Annotated in this window: 2 protein-coding genes; both read right to left on the bottom strand. The window is 64.5% G+C overall.

Annotated elements, in window-relative coordinates; translation table 11 throughout:
* Positions 1-6: 6 nt before the first annotated feature.
* Positions 7-16,443 (bottom strand): non-ribosomal peptide synthase/polyketide synthase, encoded by a 16,437-nt coding sequence (locus ACSQ84_RS02790; protein WP_436210115.1) that lies wholly within the window; start codon positions 16,441-16,443, stop codon positions 7-9.
* Positions 16,436-23,002 (bottom strand): amino acid adenylation domain-containing protein, encoded by a 6,567-nt coding sequence (locus ACSQ84_RS02785; RefSeq protein WP_436210114.1) that lies wholly within the window; start codon positions 23,000-23,002, stop codon positions 16,436-16,438. Before ACSQ84_RS02785 ends, ACSQ84_RS02790 begins: the two co-directional genes overlap by 8 nt.
* Between the last annotated feature and the right edge of the window lies 1 nt (position 23,003).

Below are 23,003 nucleotides of genomic sequence, written 5' to 3'. Positions count from 1 at the left end.
GATCGTTCACTCCGCCGGTTCCGACACCTGGTCCTGCAACTCCGTCGCTGTTGCCTCTGGAACCAGCAGCGCGCAGATCTCGTCGAGGAAAACGGCATCCCTGAGGATCGTAAAATGATCGTCTCCAGCAATGCCGTGATCGACGACATTCGGCAGTTGTCTCTCCAGTCGATCGCGCTGCATCAGGCGGCCTGACGTCCACCAGCACAACGGCGTGGCCTTGAGACGGGGCGGCGGGGCGACGTCCTGCGTCAGGATTTTCAGGTGTCGCCCGACCGCGAAGGCGCTGGACAGGTCGTCGGCGCCCAGGAGCGTGTCGTCCGTCAATACTCCCTGCGTCTCTTCCAACATCTGTCTGACCAAACGCCGGACGCCTTCGGATGTCTCCGGCATGCTGGCGTCTCTTGCTGCTTCCACGTACGGATGGATACGGGCGGATGCAGCGTGCGGAAGGACGGCTGACAACAATCCCGCGAGATCATCGGTCCAGTGGGCTGCCGCTTCCTTCCCGTTCGATCCGCTCTCCGTCAGCAGCACGAAGCTGTCGACCATGGCAAGGCAATCTACCGGTTCACCGCTCCGTTCGAGCTCCGCTGCAACGAGAGTGACGAGAAGTCCGCCGAGCGACCAGCCTACCAGGCTATAGGGACCGCGCGGCTGCACTCGCCTGATCTCATCTGCATAATCCGCGGCCATCGCATCGAGCGACCGGTCGCTCCACGAACTGTCGACAAGCATCCTGGATTGCAGCCCAATCACCTGCCGGCGTCCTTCGAGGCGTCGCGCCAGGGGTCCGTAATCAAAGACGGTGCCGAAACCGCCATGCACGCAGAACACCGGCTGCGTTCCAGGAACCGCAATATTCAGCGGCAACAACGCCGATGGCGCCGCTGCTGCGGCCGAAGCCGCGTCACCAGTGTCTGCCAGCAGCGCGCGGATTGTCGGCTTTTGCAAGAGATCGCGCAGCTTGATCTCAATACCGAAGCTCTTGTCCTGACGGAGCCGGGCGACGACTTTGAGGCTCAGGATCGAGTTGCCGCCCAGTTCGAAGAAATTATCGGTGACGCCGACTTGCGGCAGCTTGAGAATGTCGGCCCACAGACGCGCCATTGCGGTTTCTGCAGCTCCCTGCGGGGCGACGAAGGTTCGCGCCGCGGTGTCGGGCGCCGGCAGCGCACGCCGATCGATCTTTCCGCTCGACAGCACCGGCAGACGATCGAGCACCATGATCCGCGCCGGCACCATGTAGGCCGGCAATGTCTGCCGCAGGAAATCGGTCAATCTGTCGACCAACGCCTCGGCAGACGCTCCTGACGAGGCCTTTGCCGCCTTCGGCGCGACATAGGCAACGAGCTGGCTTCCGGCAGCGCCCGCCAGCGCCACGACCGCCGCTTGAGCGATTTCCTCGTGTCGAAGAAGGGAGGTCTGGATCTCGCCAAGTTCGATCCGGAAGCCGTTGATCTTGACCTGGTCGTCGCTGCGCCCGAGATATTCAATGGTACCGTCTGCGTGCCATCGCGCGAGGTCACCGGTGCGGTACAGCCGTGCCCCCGGCGCTGCGGCAAACGGGTCGGGCACGAAACGCTCGGCCGTCATGGCCGCTTTGCCGTGATAGCCGCGCGCCAGCCCAAAGCCTCCGAGATAGAGCTCACCGGCGACGCCTGCGGGAATGATGTTGAGCGAGCCATCGAGAATATAGGCGCTGCGATCACCGACCGGCAGACCGATCGGCGCGTACGGCGTATCGCATTCGGCGGCGCCGTCGACCTTCCAGACCAGAGGCGTGACCACGGTTTCGGTCGGACCATACCCGTTGATCAGGATGCGCGGTTTCAGAACGCGCTTGACCTTGTCGAAACCCGCCTTCGGCATCGCCTCGCCGCCGAACGAGTATAGTTTGACCGGCGGCGGATTGCCCGCCTGCTCGACCCATTCCGCGACTTGCTGGAGGTAGGCGGGCGGCAGGCCGATGTGGCTGACCCGATGCGCATGCAAGGCTTCGACTGTTTGCTCCGGCGTCCACAACTCCACATCGCGCATCAAGAGCCGCGCGCCGTGCGACAGCACCGTCAACCATCGTTCATGCGCGCCGTCGAACGCCAGCGACAGGAAATGCAGTTCGCACGAGCTCTCGTCGATCTCGTAGAGGCCTCCCGTAACGTGGCAGTGCATCGCCAGCGGCCCGTGGGCAACCGCCACGCCCTTTGGCGTTCCGGTCGAGCCCGAAGTGTAGATCAGATAAGCCAGGTTCTCGGGGTGCAAGCCCGGTTGCGGCGCATGGTCGGGACCCGCATCGAAGTCGAATGTGGCCAGAGAGATTCTTTCGACATCACCCAAGTCTTCTTCGAGCTGCCCCGTCAGCACGAACGAAACCTGGGCATCGCGCATGACAAACCTGCGGCGTTCGGACGGAAGCTCCGGATCGAGCGGAACGTACGCCCCGCCCGCCTTGAGGACGGCGAGCAGCGCGACCATCGTGGCTTCGGTTCGTTCGACCACGACGCCGACGCGCTGCTCGGGCCTGAGCCCGCGATGGATCAGGTGATGAGCAAGACGATTGGCCTTGGCGTCGAGCGCGCCGAACGAGAGCATCTTACCGCCGATGGTAAGTGCCGTTCGCTCCGGCTTCCGCTTCGCATGTTCGCTGATCGCCTCATGCACCAGCGGCAATGCGACGGCAGGCACCGCGTGGCGATTGCAGTTGTCGGCAGGATCGGCATCGACTGTCGTGACCGGATCGATGCCGCCAAGCAACACCGAGGCATCCCGCGTCAATGCGGCAAGCAGATGCTCGAACTGCAGCCTGATCTGCTCGGCCTGCGCTGCCGTAAAGTGGCTCGGCATACAGGTATATTCGACCTGAAGCGTGTCCTCGACGAGGACAGACAGGTCCATCGGATAGTTCGTTACGTCGACATTCTTCAGGCCGCCGAACTGCAGGGAGCCGTCCCCGTTCTGCAGCATGCCGCGTTCAATCGGATAGTTTTCGAACACGATGATGCTGTCGAACATCGTCTGGCCGCCGCGGCCGGCCCAGCTCTGAATGTCGTAGAGCGGCGTGTGTTCATAATCCCGGATCGCAAGGTTGCGATCCTGAAGCGCCCGCAGCCATTCTCCAACCGTGCTTGCAAGCGACGGCGATTCGATCACGGGGAGCGTGTTGATGAAGAGGCCGAGCATCTGCTGCGATCCGTCGAGGCCGGCCGGGCGACCGGCGACGGTGACGCCGAAGGTCACGGCCTGCTGACCCGTATAGCGCTGCAACAAGAGCGCCCACACGCCCTGAACAATGGTGTTGAGCGTGATCCGCTCGCGGCGAGCGAACGCCTTCAATTGCGCGGTCGCCGTCTCGCCGAGCCGCGTGTAACAGCGCGCGTGACCGGAAGCCGGATGACGACGAGAACCGAAGGCGTCGGCGAGTTGTGTCGGCTCGTCAAAGGACTTGAGTTGTTCGCGCCAGAACCGTTCGGCCGCCTGCGCGTCCTGCGCCAGCAGCCACGCGATATAGTCGCGGTAATGCGTCGGGTTCGCCGCGGGTGATCCGCCATAATAACGCTCCAGGACTTCGCCGACGAATCGGGCCGAGCTCCAGCCGTCCATCAGGATGTGATGATAGGTCCAGATCAGGCGATAGAAGTCGTCCTCGAGACGGAGCAGCCGAACCCTTTGCAGCGGCGGCGTCGAGAGGTCAAATTCGGCGGCACGCTCGCCGGCAAGCGCCGCCGCAATGCGTTCGTCATTGACGGGTTGCCCGCGCCAGTCTTCCTGTTCGAACGGCGCGGCTGCGTCGCGATAGACAGCCTGCAGCGGCGAGCCGGAAAGCTCGCGCCACAGGAATCCAGTCCGAAGCATCGGATGACGTGCGGTCACTTCTTGCCATGCAGATCGGAGGCGTTCGGGATCGAGCCCACGGATTTCAACGCTGACCTGATTGACGTAAACGCCACTGCCGGCATCACGCAGGCTGTGGAACAGCATGCCCTGCTGCATCGGCGACAATGGGTAAATGTCCTCGATGCGGCTCCAGTCGAGATCGAGCCTTTCGAGCTGTTCGCCGGTCAGGCCCGAGAGAGAACCCCGCACCGGCGTGGGCGTTTCCTTTGGCGGCCGGATTTGCCGGGAGACCGCTGCAAGCGTTTCGATTGTTTGATGCTGAAAGCAGTCGCGCGGTTCGATCAACACGCCTTCGCGGCGCGCGCGGCTCACCATTTGCAGCGAAATGATCGAGTCGCCGCCGAGCTCAAAGAAATTGTCGGTGACGCCGATGTTGGGCTGGCGCAGCAGGTCGACCCAGATCGCGGCCAGTGCCGCCTCGGTTGGCGTGCGCGGCGCGACATGCTCGGCGGCGCCGAGTTGATCCGGCGCCGGCAGCGCCTTGCGGTCGATCTTGCCGTTCGGCGTCAGTGGCAGCCGGTCCAAGACCATGATCCGCACTGGGACCATGTAGTCCGGCAGGGCCGATGACAGCGCCGTCTTCAGCGCTGCCCCATCCAGCAACGCCTCGCCGCTGACATAGCCCACGAGCTGGCGGCCCGCCCCGGCCTCGCGCGCCACCACCACCGCGGAGCGCACCGCGGCCTGTTCCAGCAGCCGCGCCTCGATCTCGCCGAGTTCGATCCGGAAGCCGCGGATCTTCACCTGGTGATCGGCGCGGCCGATATATTCGATCACGCCATCGGCCCGCCACCGCGCCACATCGCCGGTGCGGTACAGCCGTGCACCGGCAGGGCCAAACGGATCGGGAACAAAGCGTTCCGCGGTCAGCGCGCCGCGCTGCCAATAGCCGCGCGCGAGTCCTTCGCCGCCGATATAGAGCTCGCCGGCAACCCCGACCGGCGCCAGGTTGAGATCGTGGTCGAGGATGTGCAGCGTGGTGTTGCCGATCGGACCGCCCAGCACCGGACGGTCGTCCTGCGCGTCGAGGCGATGACGCGCCGACCACACGGTTGTCTCGGTCGGACCGTACAGATTCCAGACCTCGCCGGCCTGCGCCACCAGCCGCCGCGCCAGATCCGGCGGCAGCGCCTCGCCACCGCACAGCACGCGGCAGCTTTGCGGCAGCGATGCTCCGTCGTGATCGAGCAGCATCCGCCAAGTCGACGGCGTCGCCTGGATCAGCGTCACGCCCTGGGTTGTCACCATGGCCTTGAGCTGAGCCGGATCATGCGCGGCGGCGCGATCCGCCAGCACCACGCGCGCCCCCAGCGTCAGCGGCAACCACAGTTCCAGCACTGCAATGTCGAACGACAGCGAGGTCAGGCCGAGCACGCGGTCCTGCGGCGTCATTCCCGGCTGCTCCGCCATCGTCGCCAAAAAGTTCGTCACCGCATCGTGGCGGACCATCACGCCCTTGGGCAGGCCGGTCGAGCCCGAGGTGTAGATCACATAGGCCAGGCTCTCGGGGTGGATTGTAAGATCAAGGTTGCCGGTATCACCGCCCTCACCGCCATCGGCTTCGTCGAGCAGCCACGCCTCGGCGCCGGTCTCCTTCAGCACCGGCGCGAACTGCTCCAGCAATGAGGTCTGCGTCAGCACCAGCGCCGCGCCGCTGTCGCGCAGCATGTGGGACAGCCGCTCCGGCGGATAATCCGGATCGAGCGGCAGATAGGCGCCGCCGGCCTTCAGCACCGCCAGCAGCGCCACCATCATCGCGACGCCGCGCTCCAGCGCCAGGCCCACCACGACGTCCGTGCCGACACCGTAACCCCGCAAGTCCCGCGCCAGCCTGTTGGCCCGCTTGTTCAGCTCGCCATAACTCAGCTCCGCGTCGCCAAATACCAGTGCGATCGCGTCCGGGAACTGGCGAACCTGTTCCTCGAACTGCGCGACAATCCCCCGGCGCGGTGCATCGCGGCGTGTGCTGTTCATGCGCAACAGCAGTGCCTCATCCGCAGGATCGTTCGCCGCGATCATGCCGACCGGTCGATCCGCATCGGCGCTCAACGTCTCCAGCAACCGCACGAAAGCGGCCTGCAGCCGCGCCACCTGCGCCTCGTCAAAATGCTTGCGCTGATAGTTGAGCACCAGCCGCAGCCGATCATCCAGACCCACGCTCGCGAACAGCGGATAGTTGCTGGTCTCGGTGATCCTCGTCTCGCCGACACGGACGCGCTGGTGCTTCTGCTTCAGCGCGCTATCGACCGGATAATTCTCGAACACCAGGATGCTGTCGAACAGCGGCCGTCCGGGACGTCCGGCCAGGCGCTGGATCTCATAGAGCGGCGTCCAGCCAAATTCGCGCATGGTCAGATTGCGATCCTGCAGCTCACGCAACCATGCGCCGACTTTCTGCTGCGGACCGACGCTGTCGACAACCGGCAAGGTGTTGATGAACAGGCCCACCATGTCTTCGGAGCCCGCGAGTTCCGACGGCCGGCCCGACACAGTGACGCCGAAGCAGACGGTGCTCTGTCCGGTATGCTGGCGCAGCAATTGCGCCCATGCAGCTTGCACCAATGTGTTCAGCGTCACGCGCTCCCGCGCTGTAAATTGCTGCAGCCGTCCGGTCAACGCGACGTCCATTTCCAGCGCCAACGCACCGTGACCCGGCGCTTCTCCGTTCGAGCGTTCCACCAAGCCGTCCGACAGGAAACCCGCCTCGCCCCGCTCCGCCATCGCAGTCCGCCAGAACGCGGCTGCGGCGTCGCGATCCCTGCTCTGCAGCCAGCCGATGTAGTCGCGATAGCGGCGCTGCAAGGCTGGCAACCGGCCATCGCCGCTATATTGCAGCACCTCGGCAATCAGCCGCGCCGAACTCCATCCGTCGAGCAGGATGTGATGATGGGTCCACATCAGCCAGTGACGATCTTCTCCCAGACGGATCAGCCGGACCCGCTGCAAGGGCGGCCGCGACAGGTCAAACCCCTCGACCCGTTCCTGCCGCGAGACGTCCGTCAGCGCAGCATCCAGCCCGGATGGCGCCAGCACCGCAACCCGCGCGCGCCAATCGTCCTCGACGAACGGCACCTGGACATGGCGATAGACCACCTGTTGCGCCGAACCTGACAGGTCGCGCCAGACAAATCCCGTGCGCAGCACCGCATGGCGGTCGCTGACCGCCTGCCAGGCCAGACGAAGCTTGCCGGCATCAAGGCCGTGTATCTCGGCGGCGACCTGGTTGACATAAAGTCCGCTCTCGCCGTCGTGCATCGCATGGAACAGCATGCCCTGCTGCATCGGCGACAACGGATAGACATCCTCGATCTGACGCCAGTCGAGTTCCAGCCGGTCGAGATCGGTTTGGCTAAGCCCAGATAACGTCACATCCGAGGGTGTGATTCCGCAGGCTCCACTGGTGCAATGATCGACCAACTCCCGCAGCGCTGCCTGGTACAATGCGGCCAGCCGTTCGACCGTCTCGCGCCGATAGCGCTTGCGGCCAAAGCCGAACGACAGCCGCAACTGGCCTTCGCGTACGGTACCGTTGACGCTGAGCCAACGCCGCAGCGGGCTCGATGCGCTACGTGAGGGGCCCGCGCTTTCCGGCGCCATGGCGAACAATGCCGCCTCTGCGGCGCCGCCGTCGATCTGGCCGAGATAGTTGAAGGCGATCTTCGGCTCGGTCGCTTTTGACAAGGCCGCGCGCTGCGCTTCTGAGCCGAGATAGCGCAAGACGCCGTAGCCCAGTCCGCGGCCGGGAATGGCGCGAAGTTCTTCCTTCACGGTCTTGATCAACGACGACGGATCCTGCGACCCGCCAACGAGATGCACGGGAAACGCGGTCGTGAACCAGCCGACCGTACGCGAGATGTCGATGTCCCCGAACAGGTCCTCGCGGCCGTGACCTTCCAGCTCGACCAGAACCTCGTCCTGGCCGCTCCATCGCCAAATAGCACGCGCGAGGCCGGCGAGGAGAAGGTCGTTTATTTGCGTGCGATAAGCGGAAGGAGCGTCCGTCAGCAGGCGCTGCGTCAGTTCGGCGTCGAACGACAGCGAGATTTCATCGGCGTCGGCGACGTGGTCGATACCGTCGTGATCGTCGTCGCACGGAAAATCCGCAACTCCGTTGCGCTCGACCCAATAAGGTAGTTCAGCCGCGAGTTCGGAGGACGCCGCATAAGCATCCAGCCGGGCCGCCCACAGGGAATAAGCATGGCTCTTCGGCGGAAGCGCAACCGTGTCGCCTCGCGCCAACTGGCTGTACGCAGCCGCGAAATCCTCCAGCAGCACCCGCCACGACACGCCGTCGACAACCAGATGATGGATCACGATCAGCAGGCGCTGACTGCCATCAGCGACATCGATGCCGACCGCACGCAGCAGCGGGCCGTTGGACAGCGACAGGCTCGCCTGCGCCGACGATGCAAGCGCTGTGACGGCTTCGCCATCGGCCGCGCTCCGGACCCACAACAGTTCAGCCGTAGCCGGCGCGGTGCGATGCTCCGCACGCCATACGCCGTCCCTCGCTTCGAAGCGAAGCCGCAACGCGTCGTGATGATTGAGGGCGGCCGCGATCGCGCGTCCCATGACTTCCCAATCAAGTCGCTCTTTCGGCCGCAACAGCACCGCCTGATTCCAGTGGTCGCGTTCGCCAACATCTTCTGTGAAGAACCTGGCCTGTATCGGCAGCAGGCGATGAGAACCGGATACCAGCCCTTGGTCGGCGCGCGCCGCGTTCTGCTGCTCGGCACGCGCCGCCAGCGCCAGGGCTTCCAGCGTCTGATGCTGGAACACATCGCGCGGTTCGATCAGGTAACCGGCGCGTCGGGCGCGGCTCACCATTTGCAGCGAGATAATCGAATCGCCGCCGAGTTCGAAGAAGTTGTCGGCAAGCCCAACGAGAGGCCGGCCGAGCAGCTCGGCCCAGATCGCCGCGAGCGTCACTTCCGCCGAGGTACGCGGCGCCTGGTGCTCCGAGCCGGTATCCACCGCGTCCGGCGCCGGAAGTGCACGCCGGTCGACCTTGCCGTTCGGTGCCAGCGGTAGCCGTTCCAGCGTCAGGATTCGCGACGGCACCATGTAGTCAGGCAGGACGGATGACAGCGCCGTACGCAAGGCCGTCCCGTCAAGTTCGTCCGCCCCGCAAACGTAACCGAATAGCTGGCGTCCCGCGCCTACCTCGCGCGCAGCGACCACCGCGGAGCGTACACCGGGCTGTTCAAGCAGCCGCGCTTCGATCTCTCCAAGCTCGATGCGAAAGCCTCGGATCTTGATCTGGTGATCGGATCGCCCAACGTACTCGATGGCGCCGTCCGGGCGCCAGCGCGCCAGATCCCCTGTCCGATACAGACGCTCGCCGCGACTGCCGAAGGGATCCGGGATGAACCGCTCCGCCGTCAGCCCCTGGCGCTGCCAATAGCTGCGCGCGAGCCCGACGCCACCGATGAACAGCTCGCCGGTCACTCCGGCCGGAACCATGTTCAGCTCGGTGTCGAGAATACGCATGGCCGTACCCGGGATCGGTTGTCCGATCGGCACACGCGCAGAGCCGTCATCGCGGCAGTTCCAGAACGTCGCGTTGATCAAGGCCTCGGTCGGACCGTAACGGTTATCGAACCGAACCTTGGGGAAGGCCGCGAGCACGCGTGCCTTCAACTCAGCCGACAAGGCTTCGCCGCCGGCAAACAGCCGCTTGAGCGTCACGCAGCGCTCCGCTTCCGGCTCCGCAATAAAATGCTCGAGCATCGGCGGTACGAAATGCAGCGTGGTCACATCGTGAGCAATGACCGCGTCAATGATGCGCCGCGGTTCGCGATGCGCACCCGGCGCGGCGATCGCAAGGCGGGCGCCTGCTGTGAGTGGCCATAGAATTTCCCATACCGACACATCGAAGCTGAACGGCGTTTTCTGCAGCAGCGTCTCGCCGGCATCGAGGCGATATTCGGCCTGCATCCAGCCGAGCCGTGCGGCCAGCGCGCCATGCGAGCAGGCTACGCCCTTTGGCATGCCCGTCGATCCCGACGTGTACATCACATAGGCGAGACTTTCCGGATCGAGCGCGATGTCGAGATTGGAGACGGGTTCGATTGCCCCGGCCGCATTCTCCACGTCGATAGCCCAGGCCTCCGCGGCTGCTTGCGCAATCACGGACGCGATGCGTTCAAGCAGCCGGCCTTGAGTCAGCACCAGCCTGGCTCCGCCGTCGCGCAGCATATGCAGCAGCCGGTCAGCCGGATAATCCGGATCGAGCGGCAGATAGCCCCCACCCGCCTTCAGCACGGCGAGAACACCGATGATCAACTCGACGCTGCGCTCCAGGGCGACACCCACCAGCTGGTCGCGACGGATACCACGGTCCCGCAACGCGCGCGCCAGACCATTGGCCCGGGCATTCAACTCGCCGTAGCTGACCTGTTGGTCGCCGAACACCAATGCGATCGAGGACGGCGAAGCCGCGGCGCGCGCCTCGATCCTGGCGACGATTCCGCCGCCAAAATCCGGAACCTTGTCCGGCTCGATTGCGCCGCCACTCCAGCCGAGCACTTGCCTGACCTCATCGACATCGAGCCCGCTCAGTCCACCGAGCGGCGCGGCGGCATCCGTCACGATCTGCGCGAGCAGGCGCGACAGGCAGGCTTGCAGATATCGTATCTGGTCTTCATCGAACCGGCCGCGGTCATAGCGGAAACCGAGATTGATGCCGTCGGTCTTGGCGATTACCGCGACCGTGAGGGCATAATTGGTGATCGAGACCTGCTCGACCCGGCCGAAGCGGGAACCGCTTTCATTCTCGCCGCGCAGGGCCTCATCGATCGGATAATTCTCGAACACCAGGATGCTGTCGAACAACGGCCGGCCGGATCGTCCCGCCAGGCGCTGAATCTCGTAGAGCGGCATCCAGCCGTGGTCGCGCAGATCAATGTTGCGCTCCTGCAGGTCGCGAAGCCACGCACCGATTTCGACTTGCGGGTTGGCCTGATCAACCACTGGCAGGGTGTTGATAAAGAGACCCACCATTTCCTCGGACCCGGTGATCTCAGCAGGCCTGCCCGACACCGTCGCTCCGAAGCAGACAACGCGCTGCCCGGTATGACGGCGCAACAGTTGCGCCCATGCGCCCTGCAGGAGCGTGTTCAACGTCACGCGCTCGCGCCTGGCAAACGCCTGCAATCCCGCAGTCAGATCGGAAGTGAGGAGCAGATCGAGCGAACCGTGGCCGGATGCGCCTGTGCTTGAAGGACCTCCCAGCATATCCGCCAGGAACGTCGGCTCGTCCAACTCGGCCAACCCGCCACGCCAGAACGCCGCCGACACTTCGCGATCCTGCCGTTGCAGCCAGCCGATATAGTCACGGTAATGGCCGCGCACGGCGGGCAATCGGCTACCGCGTTCGTGCTGCAGTATTTCGGCAACCAGTCGCGCCGAACTCCACCCGTCCAGCAGGATGTGGTGATGCGTCCAGATCAGCCAGTGGCGGCCTTCCCCGAGTCTGATCAGCCGCACCCGCTGCAAGGGCGCATGCGACAGGTCGAACCCCTGGGCTCGTTCGGCCTGCGACGCCAGCGCAAGCTCCACCTCGAGTTCGCTGCGCTCCATTCTGGTCGCCCGCTCGCGCCAGTCTTCCTCGACGAACGGCAGCGTCACATGACGGTACACTACCTGCTGGGCCGCGCCCGACAGTTCGCGCCAGGCGAAGCCGGTCCTTAGCACCGCGTGCCGGGCGCTTACTTCCTGCCAGGCCGCTCGCAACCTTCCAGGGTCGATGCCACGGATTTCCAGGCCGACTTGATTGACATAGTTTCCGCTTTCGCCGTCGCGCAACGCATGGAACAGCATTCCCTGCTGCATCGGCGACAGCGGATAGATGTCCTCGATCTCACGGCAATCGATCGTCGCGCCCAGAATGTCGAGGTCAGCCTGGTTTAATCCCGAGAGTTCGACGTCAGACGGCGTAATCCCGTGCGCGCCGCCGGCACAATGGTCCACCAGCTCACGCAAGGCCGTTGCATAGTGCTCGGCGAGGCGTTCAATCGTCGCGCGCCGGTAGCGCCTGCGACCGAAACTGAACGACAGCCGCAGCAGGCCGTCGCGCACCTGGCCGTTGATGCTGAGCCAGCGGCCAAGCGGCGCGCTCGCACTGCGCGCGGCGCCGGCACTCTCGGGAGCAATCTTGAACAAGGCCCGCTCACCCAGGCTCCCATCGAACTGGCCGAGATAATTGAAAACGATACGCGGCTCGGGGACTGCGGAAAGCGCTTGGCGCTGCTCTTCGGTACCGAGATAACGCAGAACGCCATAGCCCAGCCCGCGCGCGGGGATCGCCCGCAGCTCTTCCTTGACGGACTTGATCAGCGTGGCGTCGTCCCTCGGCCCGCCCGGCAAGCGCACAGGAAAGGCGGTGGTGAACCAGCCCACCGTGCGCGAAATCTCGACGCCCCCGAAAATGTCCTCCCGGCCGTGGCCCTCGAGTTCGACAAGGACGTCCTCAATCCCGCTCCAGCACGATACCGCGCGCGCCAACGCCGCCAGCAGCAGATCGTTGACCTGGGTCCGATAGGCGGACGGCGCTTCCTTGAGCAGCCGCGTCGTCAGCCCTGCGTCGAACGTCAGCAGGATTTCCTCGCCCTCGGCAACCCGATCGACGTCCCCATGATCGTCGTCGCAGGCCAGATCGGCGAGTGGCTTGCGTTCGAGCCAGTACGGCAGTTCGGCACCCAGTTCGGCGCTGCCCGCATGCGCTTTCAAGCGCGCGGCCCAGGACGAATAGGATTGGCTCTTTGGCGCCAACGCGATAGAGGCCGCGCCCTGCTCCATTTGACCGTACGCCGATACGAAGTCTTCCAGCAGGACCCGCCACGACACGCCGTCGATGACGAGGTGGTGCACCGATATCAGAAGCCGCTGGCTGCCGTCGGCAAGGTCCATCCCGACCACGCGCAACAGCGGCCCTTGCAATGACAGGCTGGCCTGGGCCACTGACGCCAGCGCCGTCACTTCGGCCGCATCGCGTATGCCGCTCCGAATCCAGAATAATTCCGAAACCGGGGGCGCGGCACCATAGGACGCCCGCCAGACACCGTCGGTCTCCTCGAAGCGAAGGCGCAGCGCATCGTGATGCGCAACGATAGCGGCCAGCGTGCGTTCCACGATCGCCCAATCCAGCCGCGACTGCGGCATCAGCAATACGGCCTGATTCCAGTGGTAGCGTTCGCCGGCGTCCTCGCCGAAGAACCGCGCCTGAATCGGTAGCAGCGGATGCTCGATGCCGGCGAGATCCTTCTCGGGCTCGGCGTCCTGCACCACCTGTTCCGTACGCGCCGCCAGCGCCAGTTCCTGCAATGTCTGGTGCCGGAAAACATCACGCGGCTCGATCAGCAGGCCGGCCTGCCGGGCGCGACCCACCATCTGCAGCGAGATGATCGAATCGCCGCCAAGTTCGAAGAAATTGTCGTCGGCGCCGACCCGAGGCTGGCCGAGGAGCTCGGCCCAGATCGCGGCAAGCGTCGTCTCCGTCGCGGTTCGCGGCGCGACGTGGGCTGCGGCGGCGTGCGTCTCGGGGACCGGCAAGGCCTCACGGTCCACCTTGCCGTGAGCGGTGAGCGGCAGGCTCTCAAGTCTGACAATGCGGGCCGGCACCATGTAATCCGGCAGTTCGTTCGAGAGTGCAGCGCGAATTAGCGTCTCATCGAAAGCACCTTCGCCACAGACATAGCCGACCAGCTGATGGGTTGCTCCAACATCACGAGCAACAACGACCGCCGATTGCACGCCGGGCTGACGCATCAGCCACGCCTCGATTTCGCCGAGCTCGATCCGAAAGCCGCGAATCTTGACCTGATGATCGGAGCGGCCAAGATATTCGACCACTCCATCCGCGCGCCATCGGGCCAGATCGCCGGTGCGGTATAGCCGCATGCCCGGCGCGCCAAAGGGGTCGGGGATGAATCGCTCCGCCGTCAGCGCGCCGCGCCGCCAGTAGCCCCGCGCCACTCCTTCGCCACCGATGAACAATTCGCCGGTCACGCCGACCGGCACGATGTTCAGATCGGCGTCGAGGACATAGGCCGATCGCCGGCCGACCGGGCGGCCGATAGGGGCATAACTACCCTCGATCTCTTCGCTGGCATCGACCTTCCAGACCAGCGGCGTCACCACGGTTTCGGTCGGGCCATAACCGTTGATCAACGTCCTGGGCTTGAGCGCGCGCCTGACCTTGTCGAATCCGGCTTTCGGCATCGCCTCGCCGCCGAACGAATAGAGCGAGACCGGCGGCGGATCGCCGCGCCATGCCGCAAAGTCGGCAAGCTGCTGCAGATATGCCGGTGGAAAGCCGGCGTTGGTGACGCGCTGTTTGCGCATGACTTCAAGCGTCTGCTCGGCCGACCACAGATTCTCATCCCGCATGACAAGCGCAGCGCCGCAGGTCAGCGCGGTCCAGAGCCGCTCATGCGCGCCGTCGAACGTAAAGGACAGGAAATGCAGTTCACGGGAATGCCGGTCCATATCGTAGAGCCCGGCGGTCACGTCGCAGTGCATCGCGAATGGCCCATGCTCAACCGCGACACCTTTCGGTATCCCAGTCGAACCCGACGTGTAGATCACGTAGGCGAGGCTTTGCGCTGCCACGACAATCGCGGGATCGCTCTCCGGCTCCTGGTCAAGGTCGTCAGCGCCAAGCTGAACAATTTCGATCCCGGACGGTTGCGAGGCCAGCCCTTCAGCGGTCAGCACAAACCGCACGCCGGCGTCGTGCATGGTGGAGAACTGCCGCTTGACGGGATGGTCGGGATCAAACGGCAGATAGGCGGCGCCCGTTTTCAATACGGCCAGTAGTGCCACGACGAGCGATGGCGAACGTTGCGCCGACAGGCCGACCAGATCGAAGCGGCTGACACCAAGACGGATCAGGCGATGCGCAAGGCGGTTGGCGCGACGGTTGAGTTCGCCATACGAGATGACGTCGTCGCCGAAGACGAGCGCCGGCGCATCGGGTGCTTGCGCAGCGAAGCGGGCCACCGTCTGGTGCACGGGCGTGAACGGAGTCGTTGAACCGCCGTCTGCTCCATTCCAGCCCCGGATTTGAGTCAACTCCTGCTCGGAAAGCAGCGCGATGCCGGCGATCGACTGCGACGAATCCTGGGCCATCGTCTTGAGGAGCGTGATCCAATGCGCCGCAAAGCGTTCGATTGTCGCTGCTTTGAACAGAGCCGTTGCGTATGTGAAGATCGCGCGTATGTCGCCTGACGGTCCCTCTTCGCTGTCGAGCGCCAGATCGAACTTGACGGTATCGACATTGGGCTCGATTTTTTCGATTTGCAGCCCGGTCAGACCGAGCGAATTGTCCGATGCCCGGCGGCGCTGGTGATTGTAGAGCACCTGGAAGAGAGGATTCTGGCTCAGGCTGCGTTTCGGCTGCAGGACCTCCAACAGCCGTTCAAACGGAAGATCCTGGTTCTCCTGGGCTTCGATCGTGGCTGCATGCACAGTTGCGATGAAATCCGCAATTGTCTCGCGCCCGTCGAGTTGCGTGCGAAGCACCTGGGTGTTGACGAACAGTCCGATCATTCCCCGGGTCTCGTCCCGGTGACGATTGGCGACCGGCACGCCGACGCCAATGTCGGCTTGTCCCGTGTAGCGATAGAGCAGCAGTTTGAAGCTCGCCAGCAGAACGACGAACAGCGTCGTCTGGTGCTTGCGCGCCAACGCACTCAGGGCATCGGCAAGCCCAGGATCAAGCTCCATGCGGACCGCAGCGCCGGCGAGGTCGGGCTCCGCCGGCCGCGCCCGATCGATCGGAAGCTGCAGCACCGCTGGATCCCTGAGGCGAGCCGTCCAGTAGGCAATCTGCCGCTCGCCGTCGACCGCGCTCATCCAGAGCCGCTGCCATTCGGCATAGTCGATGTATTCAACATCCAGCTCCGGCAGCGCCGGCGCATCGCCCCGCGCAACCGCCGCATACAGCTGCCAGAACTCCTCGACCAGCACCGCCATCGACCAGCCGTCGGCCACGATATGATGCAGGCTGACCACGACAAACTGGTCGTCGTCTTCCAGCGTCAGCAATGCGACCCGCAGGAGCGGGCCGGCCTCGAGATCGAATGGTCGTGCGGCTTCCTCGCGCGCCAGCAGGCGAGCCTGCTGTTCGCGATCACGGCCGTCGACCTTGACGTGTCTGATCTCGACCGGTTGCGAATCGAGCAGGATCTGCTCGGCTTCCCTGCCCTCTTGCCGAAACACCGTGCGAAGCGCGCTGTGCCTGACAACCAGCCTGTCGAAGGTCTGCTGCATCGCGTGCACATCGAGTTGGCCGCGCACCCGCACGGTCGCCGCGATGTTGTAGGCGGCGCTATCAGGATCCATTCGCCACAGGAACCAGAGGCGCGACTGCGCAAAGGAAAGCTGTGCCCGCGTCCGTTCCTGACGCGCAATCGGCAGCAGCGACAGATTAACGCCCTTGTCCGCAAGCTGCGTCAGGAACGCATGCTGCTTGTTCGCATCAAGGCGCATCAATCGCTGTGAGATGTCGCGAAGCTGCTGCTTCCGCGTGGTGGCGGTGTCACTCATCGGAAAATTCGACTTCCTTCAACATGTCGAGCATCGCGGCGATGTCATCGCCGCGCTTGTCGACCTGGATCTGCGGGGTGAGGCCCGCCGCCATCGTCTCAATGGTCGTCATTTCAAACAGGCGGTTCAGCGGCAAGTCATGGCCGAGATCGCGCTTGATGCGGCTGACGAGTTGGACGGCGGTGAGAGAATCCCCGCCGAGCTCAAAGAAATTGTCGGTGACGCCGATGTTGGGCCGGCGCAGCAGGTCGGCCCAGATCGCCGCCAGCGCCGCCTCGGTTGGCGTGCGCGGCGCGACATGCTCGGCGGCGGCAAGTTGATCCGGCGCCGGCAGCGCCTTGCGGTCGATCTTGCCGTTCGGCGTCAGCGGCAGCCGATCGAGCACCACGATCCGCGCCGGCACCATGTAGTCCGGCAGCACCGATGACAGCGCCGTCTTGAGCGCCGACCCATCCAGCGACGCCTCACCGCTGACATAGCCCACCAGCTGGCGGCCCGCGCCGGCTTCGCGCGCCACCACCACAGCTGAGCGCACTGCAGCCTGCTCCAGCAGCCGCGCCTCGATCTCGCCGAGCTCGATCCGGAAGCCGCGGATCTTCACCTGGTGATCCGCGCGGCCGATATATTCGATCACGCCATCGGACCGCCACCGCGCCAAATCGCCGGTGCGGTACAGCCGCGACCCCGGAGGGCCGAATGGATCGGGGATGAAGCGTTCCGCGGTCAGCGCGCCGCGCTGCCAATAGCCCCGCGCCAGTCCTTCGCCGCCGATATAGAGCTCGCCGGCAACCCCGACCGGCGCCAGGTTGAGATCGTGGTCGAGGATGTGCAGCGTGGTGTTGCCGATCGGGCCGCCCAGCACCGGGCGGTCGTCCTGCGCGTCGAGGCGATGACGGGCCGACCAGACCGTGGTCTCGGTCGGACCGTACAGATTCCAGACCTCGCCGGCCTGCGCCACCAGCCGCCGCGAAAGGTCCGGCGGCAGCGCCTCGCCGCCGCACAGCACCCGGCAACTTGGCGGAAGCAATGGCCCGTCGTGATCGAGCAGCATCCGCCAGGTCGACGGCGTCGCCTGGATCAGCGTCACGCCCTGGGTTGTCACCATGGCCTTGAGCTGAGCCGGATCGTGCGCGGCGGCGCGATCCGCCAGCACCACGCGCGCCCCCAGCGTGAGCGGCAACCACAGTTCCAGCACTGCAATGTCGAACGACAGCGAGGTCAGGCCGAGCACGCGGTCTTTTGGCGTCATTCCCGGCTGCTGCGCCATCGTCGCCAAAAAGTTCGTCACCGCATCGTGGCGAACCATCACGCCCTTGGGCAGCCCGGTCGAGCCCGAGGTGTAGATGACATAGGCCAGGCTTTCGGGGTGAACCGCGAGGTCGAGATTGCTGGCATCAGCGCCCTCACCTCGATCCTCATCATCCAGCAGCCACGCCTCGGCGCCCGTCTCCTTCAGCACCGGCGCAAACTGCTCCAGCAACGACGCCTGCGTCAGCACCAGTGCTGCGCCGCTGTCGTGCAGCATGTGGGACAGCCGCTCCGGCGGATAATCCGGATCGAGCGGCAAATAGGCGCCGCCGGCCTTCAGCACCGCCAACAACGCAACCATCATCGCGACGCCGCGCTCCAGCGCCAGCCCCACGACCACGTCCGTGCCGACACCGCAGTCCCGCAAACCCCGCGCCAGCCTGTTGGCCCGCTTGTTCAACTCGCCATAGCTCAGCTTCGTCTCGCAAAATACCAGCGCGATCGCATCCGGGTACTCGCGGACCTGTTCTTCGAACTGCTGATGGAAGCAGCGATCTCGCGGATACCGGGCATCCGTTCGATTCCACGTCTTAAGCAGAAGCTCGCGCTCCCCGGGCGGCAGAATGTCGAGCTGCCGAACGGGGAGGTATGGCCGTTGCTCCAGGCTTTCAGCCAGTTGCCCGAGTGCATGCTGCATCAACGCGCAGATGCGTTCGGGCGACAGCGGATCGATCACTTGCGCTGTCAAACCCAGTGCCTGACCGTAATCCTCGACCGATAGCATGAGGGGATAATTGGTGCGCTCTTCACCGCCGAGCCACTCGATGCCGTCCACGCCAGCGGCCGTCTCATCCGTCGTCGAGCCGGCCGGCATGGCATTATGCCGGTAGTTCAGAATCGAACTGAACAAGGGCGCGGGCGCCGCCACATTGCTGCATCGTTGCGCAAGCGCCAGCGAGGCATGCTCATGCCCCATCAGCTCGGTGAGCTGGGCATGCGCACGGCGAACGCTGTCTTCGACCGCGGTGCCGTCGAGGTCGAGCCGCAGCGGTAATGTATTGATGAACAACCCCATGGTGCGGTCGCCACCGGCGCCGGCATGCATGCGGCCGAACAGCACCGTGCCGAACACGACACGATCACGTCCGCTGCTCCGCGCCAGCACCTGGCCCCAGGCGAGATGGCAAAGACTGGCCAGACTCACTCCCAGGCGGCGCGCCTGAACCCGGAGCCGTCCGTTGAGCGATTGCGATAGCGTCCGCCGGGCTTCCGCCACGCCACCGCCGTCGCCGTGCACTCCGTCCAGGCCAAACGGCGTGGTCGGCTCATCGATGTCAGACAGCATGTCCCGGAAGAAGCGCTCGTGCTCGGCCGTAGCCTCCGAATCCCGCGCCTGCGCCACCAGATTTCGGAACGGATACGGTGCCGGCAGTTCCTGGCCACGCCCGGACAAAATCTTCCGGACCTCGTCATGCATCACCTCCAGGGTGGAATGATCGCCGATCAGGTGATGCAGCAACACCAGCAGCAGCCAGCGATTCTTCTCGGCGTCGCGGGCCACCGCAAATCGCAGCAGCGGCGCGTGGCCAAGGTCGATCCTGTTCCGTCGCGGATCAAAACGCCGCGCAAGCTGTTGGTGCGCTGGGCTATCGCGATCCAGCTCGACCTCGGTCACGATCAAGGGAGCCTGTCGCCAGACCACCTGCGCCGGGGTGGACAGCCCCTCCCATTGAATGGAGGTGCGCAGAATGTCGTGACGATCGATCACCTGCCGAACAGCTGCAAGATAGCGGTCGAGCAAATCGCGGCTTGCAAACGCCATCTGGCCGACCAGCAGATAAGGGTCGCCCTCCGCTGCGAGCAGATGGTGAAACAGGATGCCGTCCTGCAGCGGCGACAATCCGTAGATATCCTTGATGTTGGCGACACCGCCAGGAACGCTCGCCGCGATGCGATCGATATCGGACTGCTCCAAGCTGATCAGGGGCAGCATACCGGGCGTGATCGCAGCAGCCTGCAGCGGAATCGCGTTGGCCGGCGCTTCGGCCACGCCGCCGCCATCAAGGCGCGCGGCGAAATCAGCCAGCACCGGTTTGGCGAACAGCGTGCGCACGTCCGTGCTGAGCGAATGCCGCTGCAACCGCTCCAGCATCCGGACCGCGAGCAGCGAGTGGCCACCGAGTTCAAAGAAGTGATCGTTGCGGCCAATGCGCTCGACACCGAGCAGCTCGATCCAGACCTTGGCAACGGTTTCTTCCCGCTCGCCTTGCGGCGCTTCAAAGTCTCGGCGCACGAAGGCATCGTCCTCAGGCGACGGCAGCGCCTTCCGATCGACCTTGCCGTTCGGCGTGAGCGGCAACGCGTTCAGGCGGACGAAAGCCGACGGCACCATATATTCCGGCAGGCAGGCGCGAAGGTGCTTGCGCATCGCAGTCGCAAAATCGCCGCTGTCGCCATCCTGCACAGTCGGCACCACGTAAGCAATCAGCCGCTGGTCGCCGCTGTGATCCTGACGTGCCAGCACCACCGCATCGGCCACACCGGCGTGGGCGTTCAGGCGAACCTCGATCTCGCCCAATTCTATGCGAAAGCCGCGGATCTTGACCTGATGATCATTGCGACCGAGGAACTCGATATCGCCACCCGGCAAGTAGCGCCCGAGATCGCCGGTGCGATACATCCGCGCGCCAGCGTCGCCGGTAAACGGATCGAACACGAACCTCTCCGCCGTCAGGTCGGCGCGATTGAGATACCCGCGCGCGACCCCTGCTCCGCCGACATAAATCTCGCCGACCGCGCCCAGCGGAACCGGCGCGCCGAATCGATCCAGCAGATAAATCCGCGTGTTGGGAATCGGGCGACCAATCGGGACGACACCGCCTTCAAAGCCCACGGGTCGCAGCCAGGTCGTGGCGCAGACGGTAATCTCTGTGGGGCCGTAGCCGTTGAAGATGGCTACACCTGACGGTACGCTCTTGATCAGTTCTGGCTTGGGCAGTTCACCGGCGAGGACAAGCACCTGCAACGATGCCAGGCAATCTAGGTCCGTGCGTCCCTGCAGCAAGGCAGGCGGCAGGGTCGCGTGCGTAATGCCGTTGCGCGCCAGATAGCTCAGCAGCTCCGACGCATCGCGATGCTCGCGCGGACCGACGAGAAACAATTCGGCCCCCGTGCACAGCGCCATGACGATTTCCCAGGTACTGGCGTCAAAGCTGAAGGAAGCGAACTGAACGACGCGGCTGCGCGAGGAAACTTCAAACAGCGCCCTTTGGGCCAGCGCCAGGTTCACCAGGCCGCGATGCTCGACCATCACGCCTTTTGGCGTACCGGTAGAACCCGACGTATAGATAATGTAGGCGAGATGACGTGAAGTCAGGCCCTTAACATCTGGATTTGACTTCGCTAACTCGGCGATGACAGACGCCCTCGATTCAAGATCGACGATCTCGCAGGTCGCATTCGCGAACGCCGCGCGCCCCGCATCATCGCAAATCAACAAATTTGGCCTTGCGTCATCGACGATCTGCTGCAGCCGTTCGGCCGGATAGGCGGGATCCAGCGGCAGATAGGCGCCGCCTGCCTTGAGTACGGCCAACAGGCTGACGACCATGGCGAGGCCGCGTTCCAGGCAGATCGCAACCGGCTGGTCCGGACCCGCGCCCCGCCCGATCAGATAGTGCGCAAGCTGATTGGCCTTTGCATCCAGTTCGCCATAGCTCAGGCGAAGATCCTCGTACACCAACGCCGTGGCATCGGGTGCCTTCCGAACCTGCTCGGCGAACAGTTCGTGGATGCAATGTTCGGACGGGTACGGCGTTGCGGTTTGGTTCCAGGTCTGCTGAACGAGCTCGCGCTCGTCGATACCCAACAGATCGATCCGGTCGACAACCTGATCCGCATCGGCGACCATGGCTTCCAGCAAGGTAATCAGATAGTCGCGATGGCGCCTGACGGTTGCCTCATCGAACAGTGCCGTCGCATAATTCAGGGTCCCGATGATGCGGCCGTCAGCCTCGCTCAGGTTGAGTTCAAGATCGAACTTGACCTCGTTGAGCGCGGTGTTTGCGACCTCGGCCTTCAGGCCCGGCAGTTCAAGCCTGGCCGACTCGTTGTTCTGCCAGGCGAATACGACCTGAAACACCGGGGTATGATCCAGACGCCGCGGCGGCTGGATGCTTTCGACGAGCTGCTCGAACGGCAGATCCTGATGATCCTGGGCCGCCAGCGCCGCGCCGCGCACGCGGCTGAGCAACTCCACCACATCAGGCTCGCCCGACAAATCGACGCGCAGCGCCAGCATATTGACGAAGAAGCCGACCAGTCCTTCGATCTCGCGCCTGTTGCGATTGGCCGTCGGCGTACCGATCACGACATCGCTCTGGCCGGAAAGCCGCGACACCACCGCCGCCCATGCCGCCAGCACCGTCATGAATGGCGTCGCGCGATGCGAATGGCTTAGCTGCTTGATGCCTCGAGCAAGGTCGGCGTCGATCTCGATCGGGAACGAAGCACCGGCGAGCGACCTGATCGGTGGCCGCGGCCGATCGGTCGGCAATTCGAGCAGCGCCGGAGCACCCTCCAGCGTCTGTCGCCAATAGTCGACCTGCCGCTGCAATCGGTCTCCCGACAACCACTGGCGTTGCCAGGCAGCATAGTCCGGATACTGAATCGTCAGCGCCGGCAGCGGGTTGTGCTTGCCGACCATGAAGGCGCGATACAAGGCGCCAAGCTCGCGCACGAGCACACCTATCGACCAACCATCGGAAACGATGTGATGCTGGGTCAGCAGGAACAGATACTCGCTTTCCGCGGTCCGGATCAGACGGCTGCGGATCAAGGGCCCTTGGGCGAGATCGAACGGCGTATTTGTCTCATCGCGGCACAAGCGCTTGAGCGCTTGCTCGCGCTCCGGTTCAGCTTGCAAATCATGCACGAGTAACGGTAGGCCTTGGCGGGCGGGCAATAGCTCGACGCAAGGCTGCCCATCGACGACACAAAAAATGCTGCGCAGGGATTCGTGACGCGCAAACAGCTGGTCCAGACTGCGACGCCAGGCGGTGACGTCGAGCTCGCCCGAAAGGCGCAATGCGCCCCGAATGTGATAGTTGGTGCTGGTGCCGTCGAGTTGCGCCAGCAGCCAAAGTCGCTGCTGCGCAAAGGACAATGCGAGATGCCCGTCGCGCGGTATCACCGGTATCGAAGCGCGTTCCTCCTTGTTGGCGTTCCGGCTGCGGTCCTTGGCCAGCGCCAGCAGCTTTCTCAACCCTTCCGCATCCAGCTCCCGCAAATCGGGTTTCAATGATTTCGTCATT

Source organism: Bradyrhizobium sp. LjRoot220, assembly GCF_964252915.1.
Taxonomy (GTDB): Bacteria; Pseudomonadota; Alphaproteobacteria; order Rhizobiales; family Xanthobacteraceae; genus Bradyrhizobium.
Note: the sequence above shows the minus strand (reverse complement) of the source record. Positions and strands in the feature narration are given on the sequence as shown.

Bases quoted from the DNA above. Each gene is read 5' to 3' on its own strand.
- ACSQ84_RS02790 (WP_436210115.1), bottom strand. From the start codon at position 16,443: ATGAGTGACACCGCCACCACGCGGAAGCAGCAGCTTCGCGACATCTCA.
- ACSQ84_RS02785 (WP_436210114.1), bottom strand. From the start codon at position 23,002: ATGACGAAATCATTGAAACCCGATTTGCGGGAGCTGGATGCGGAAGGG.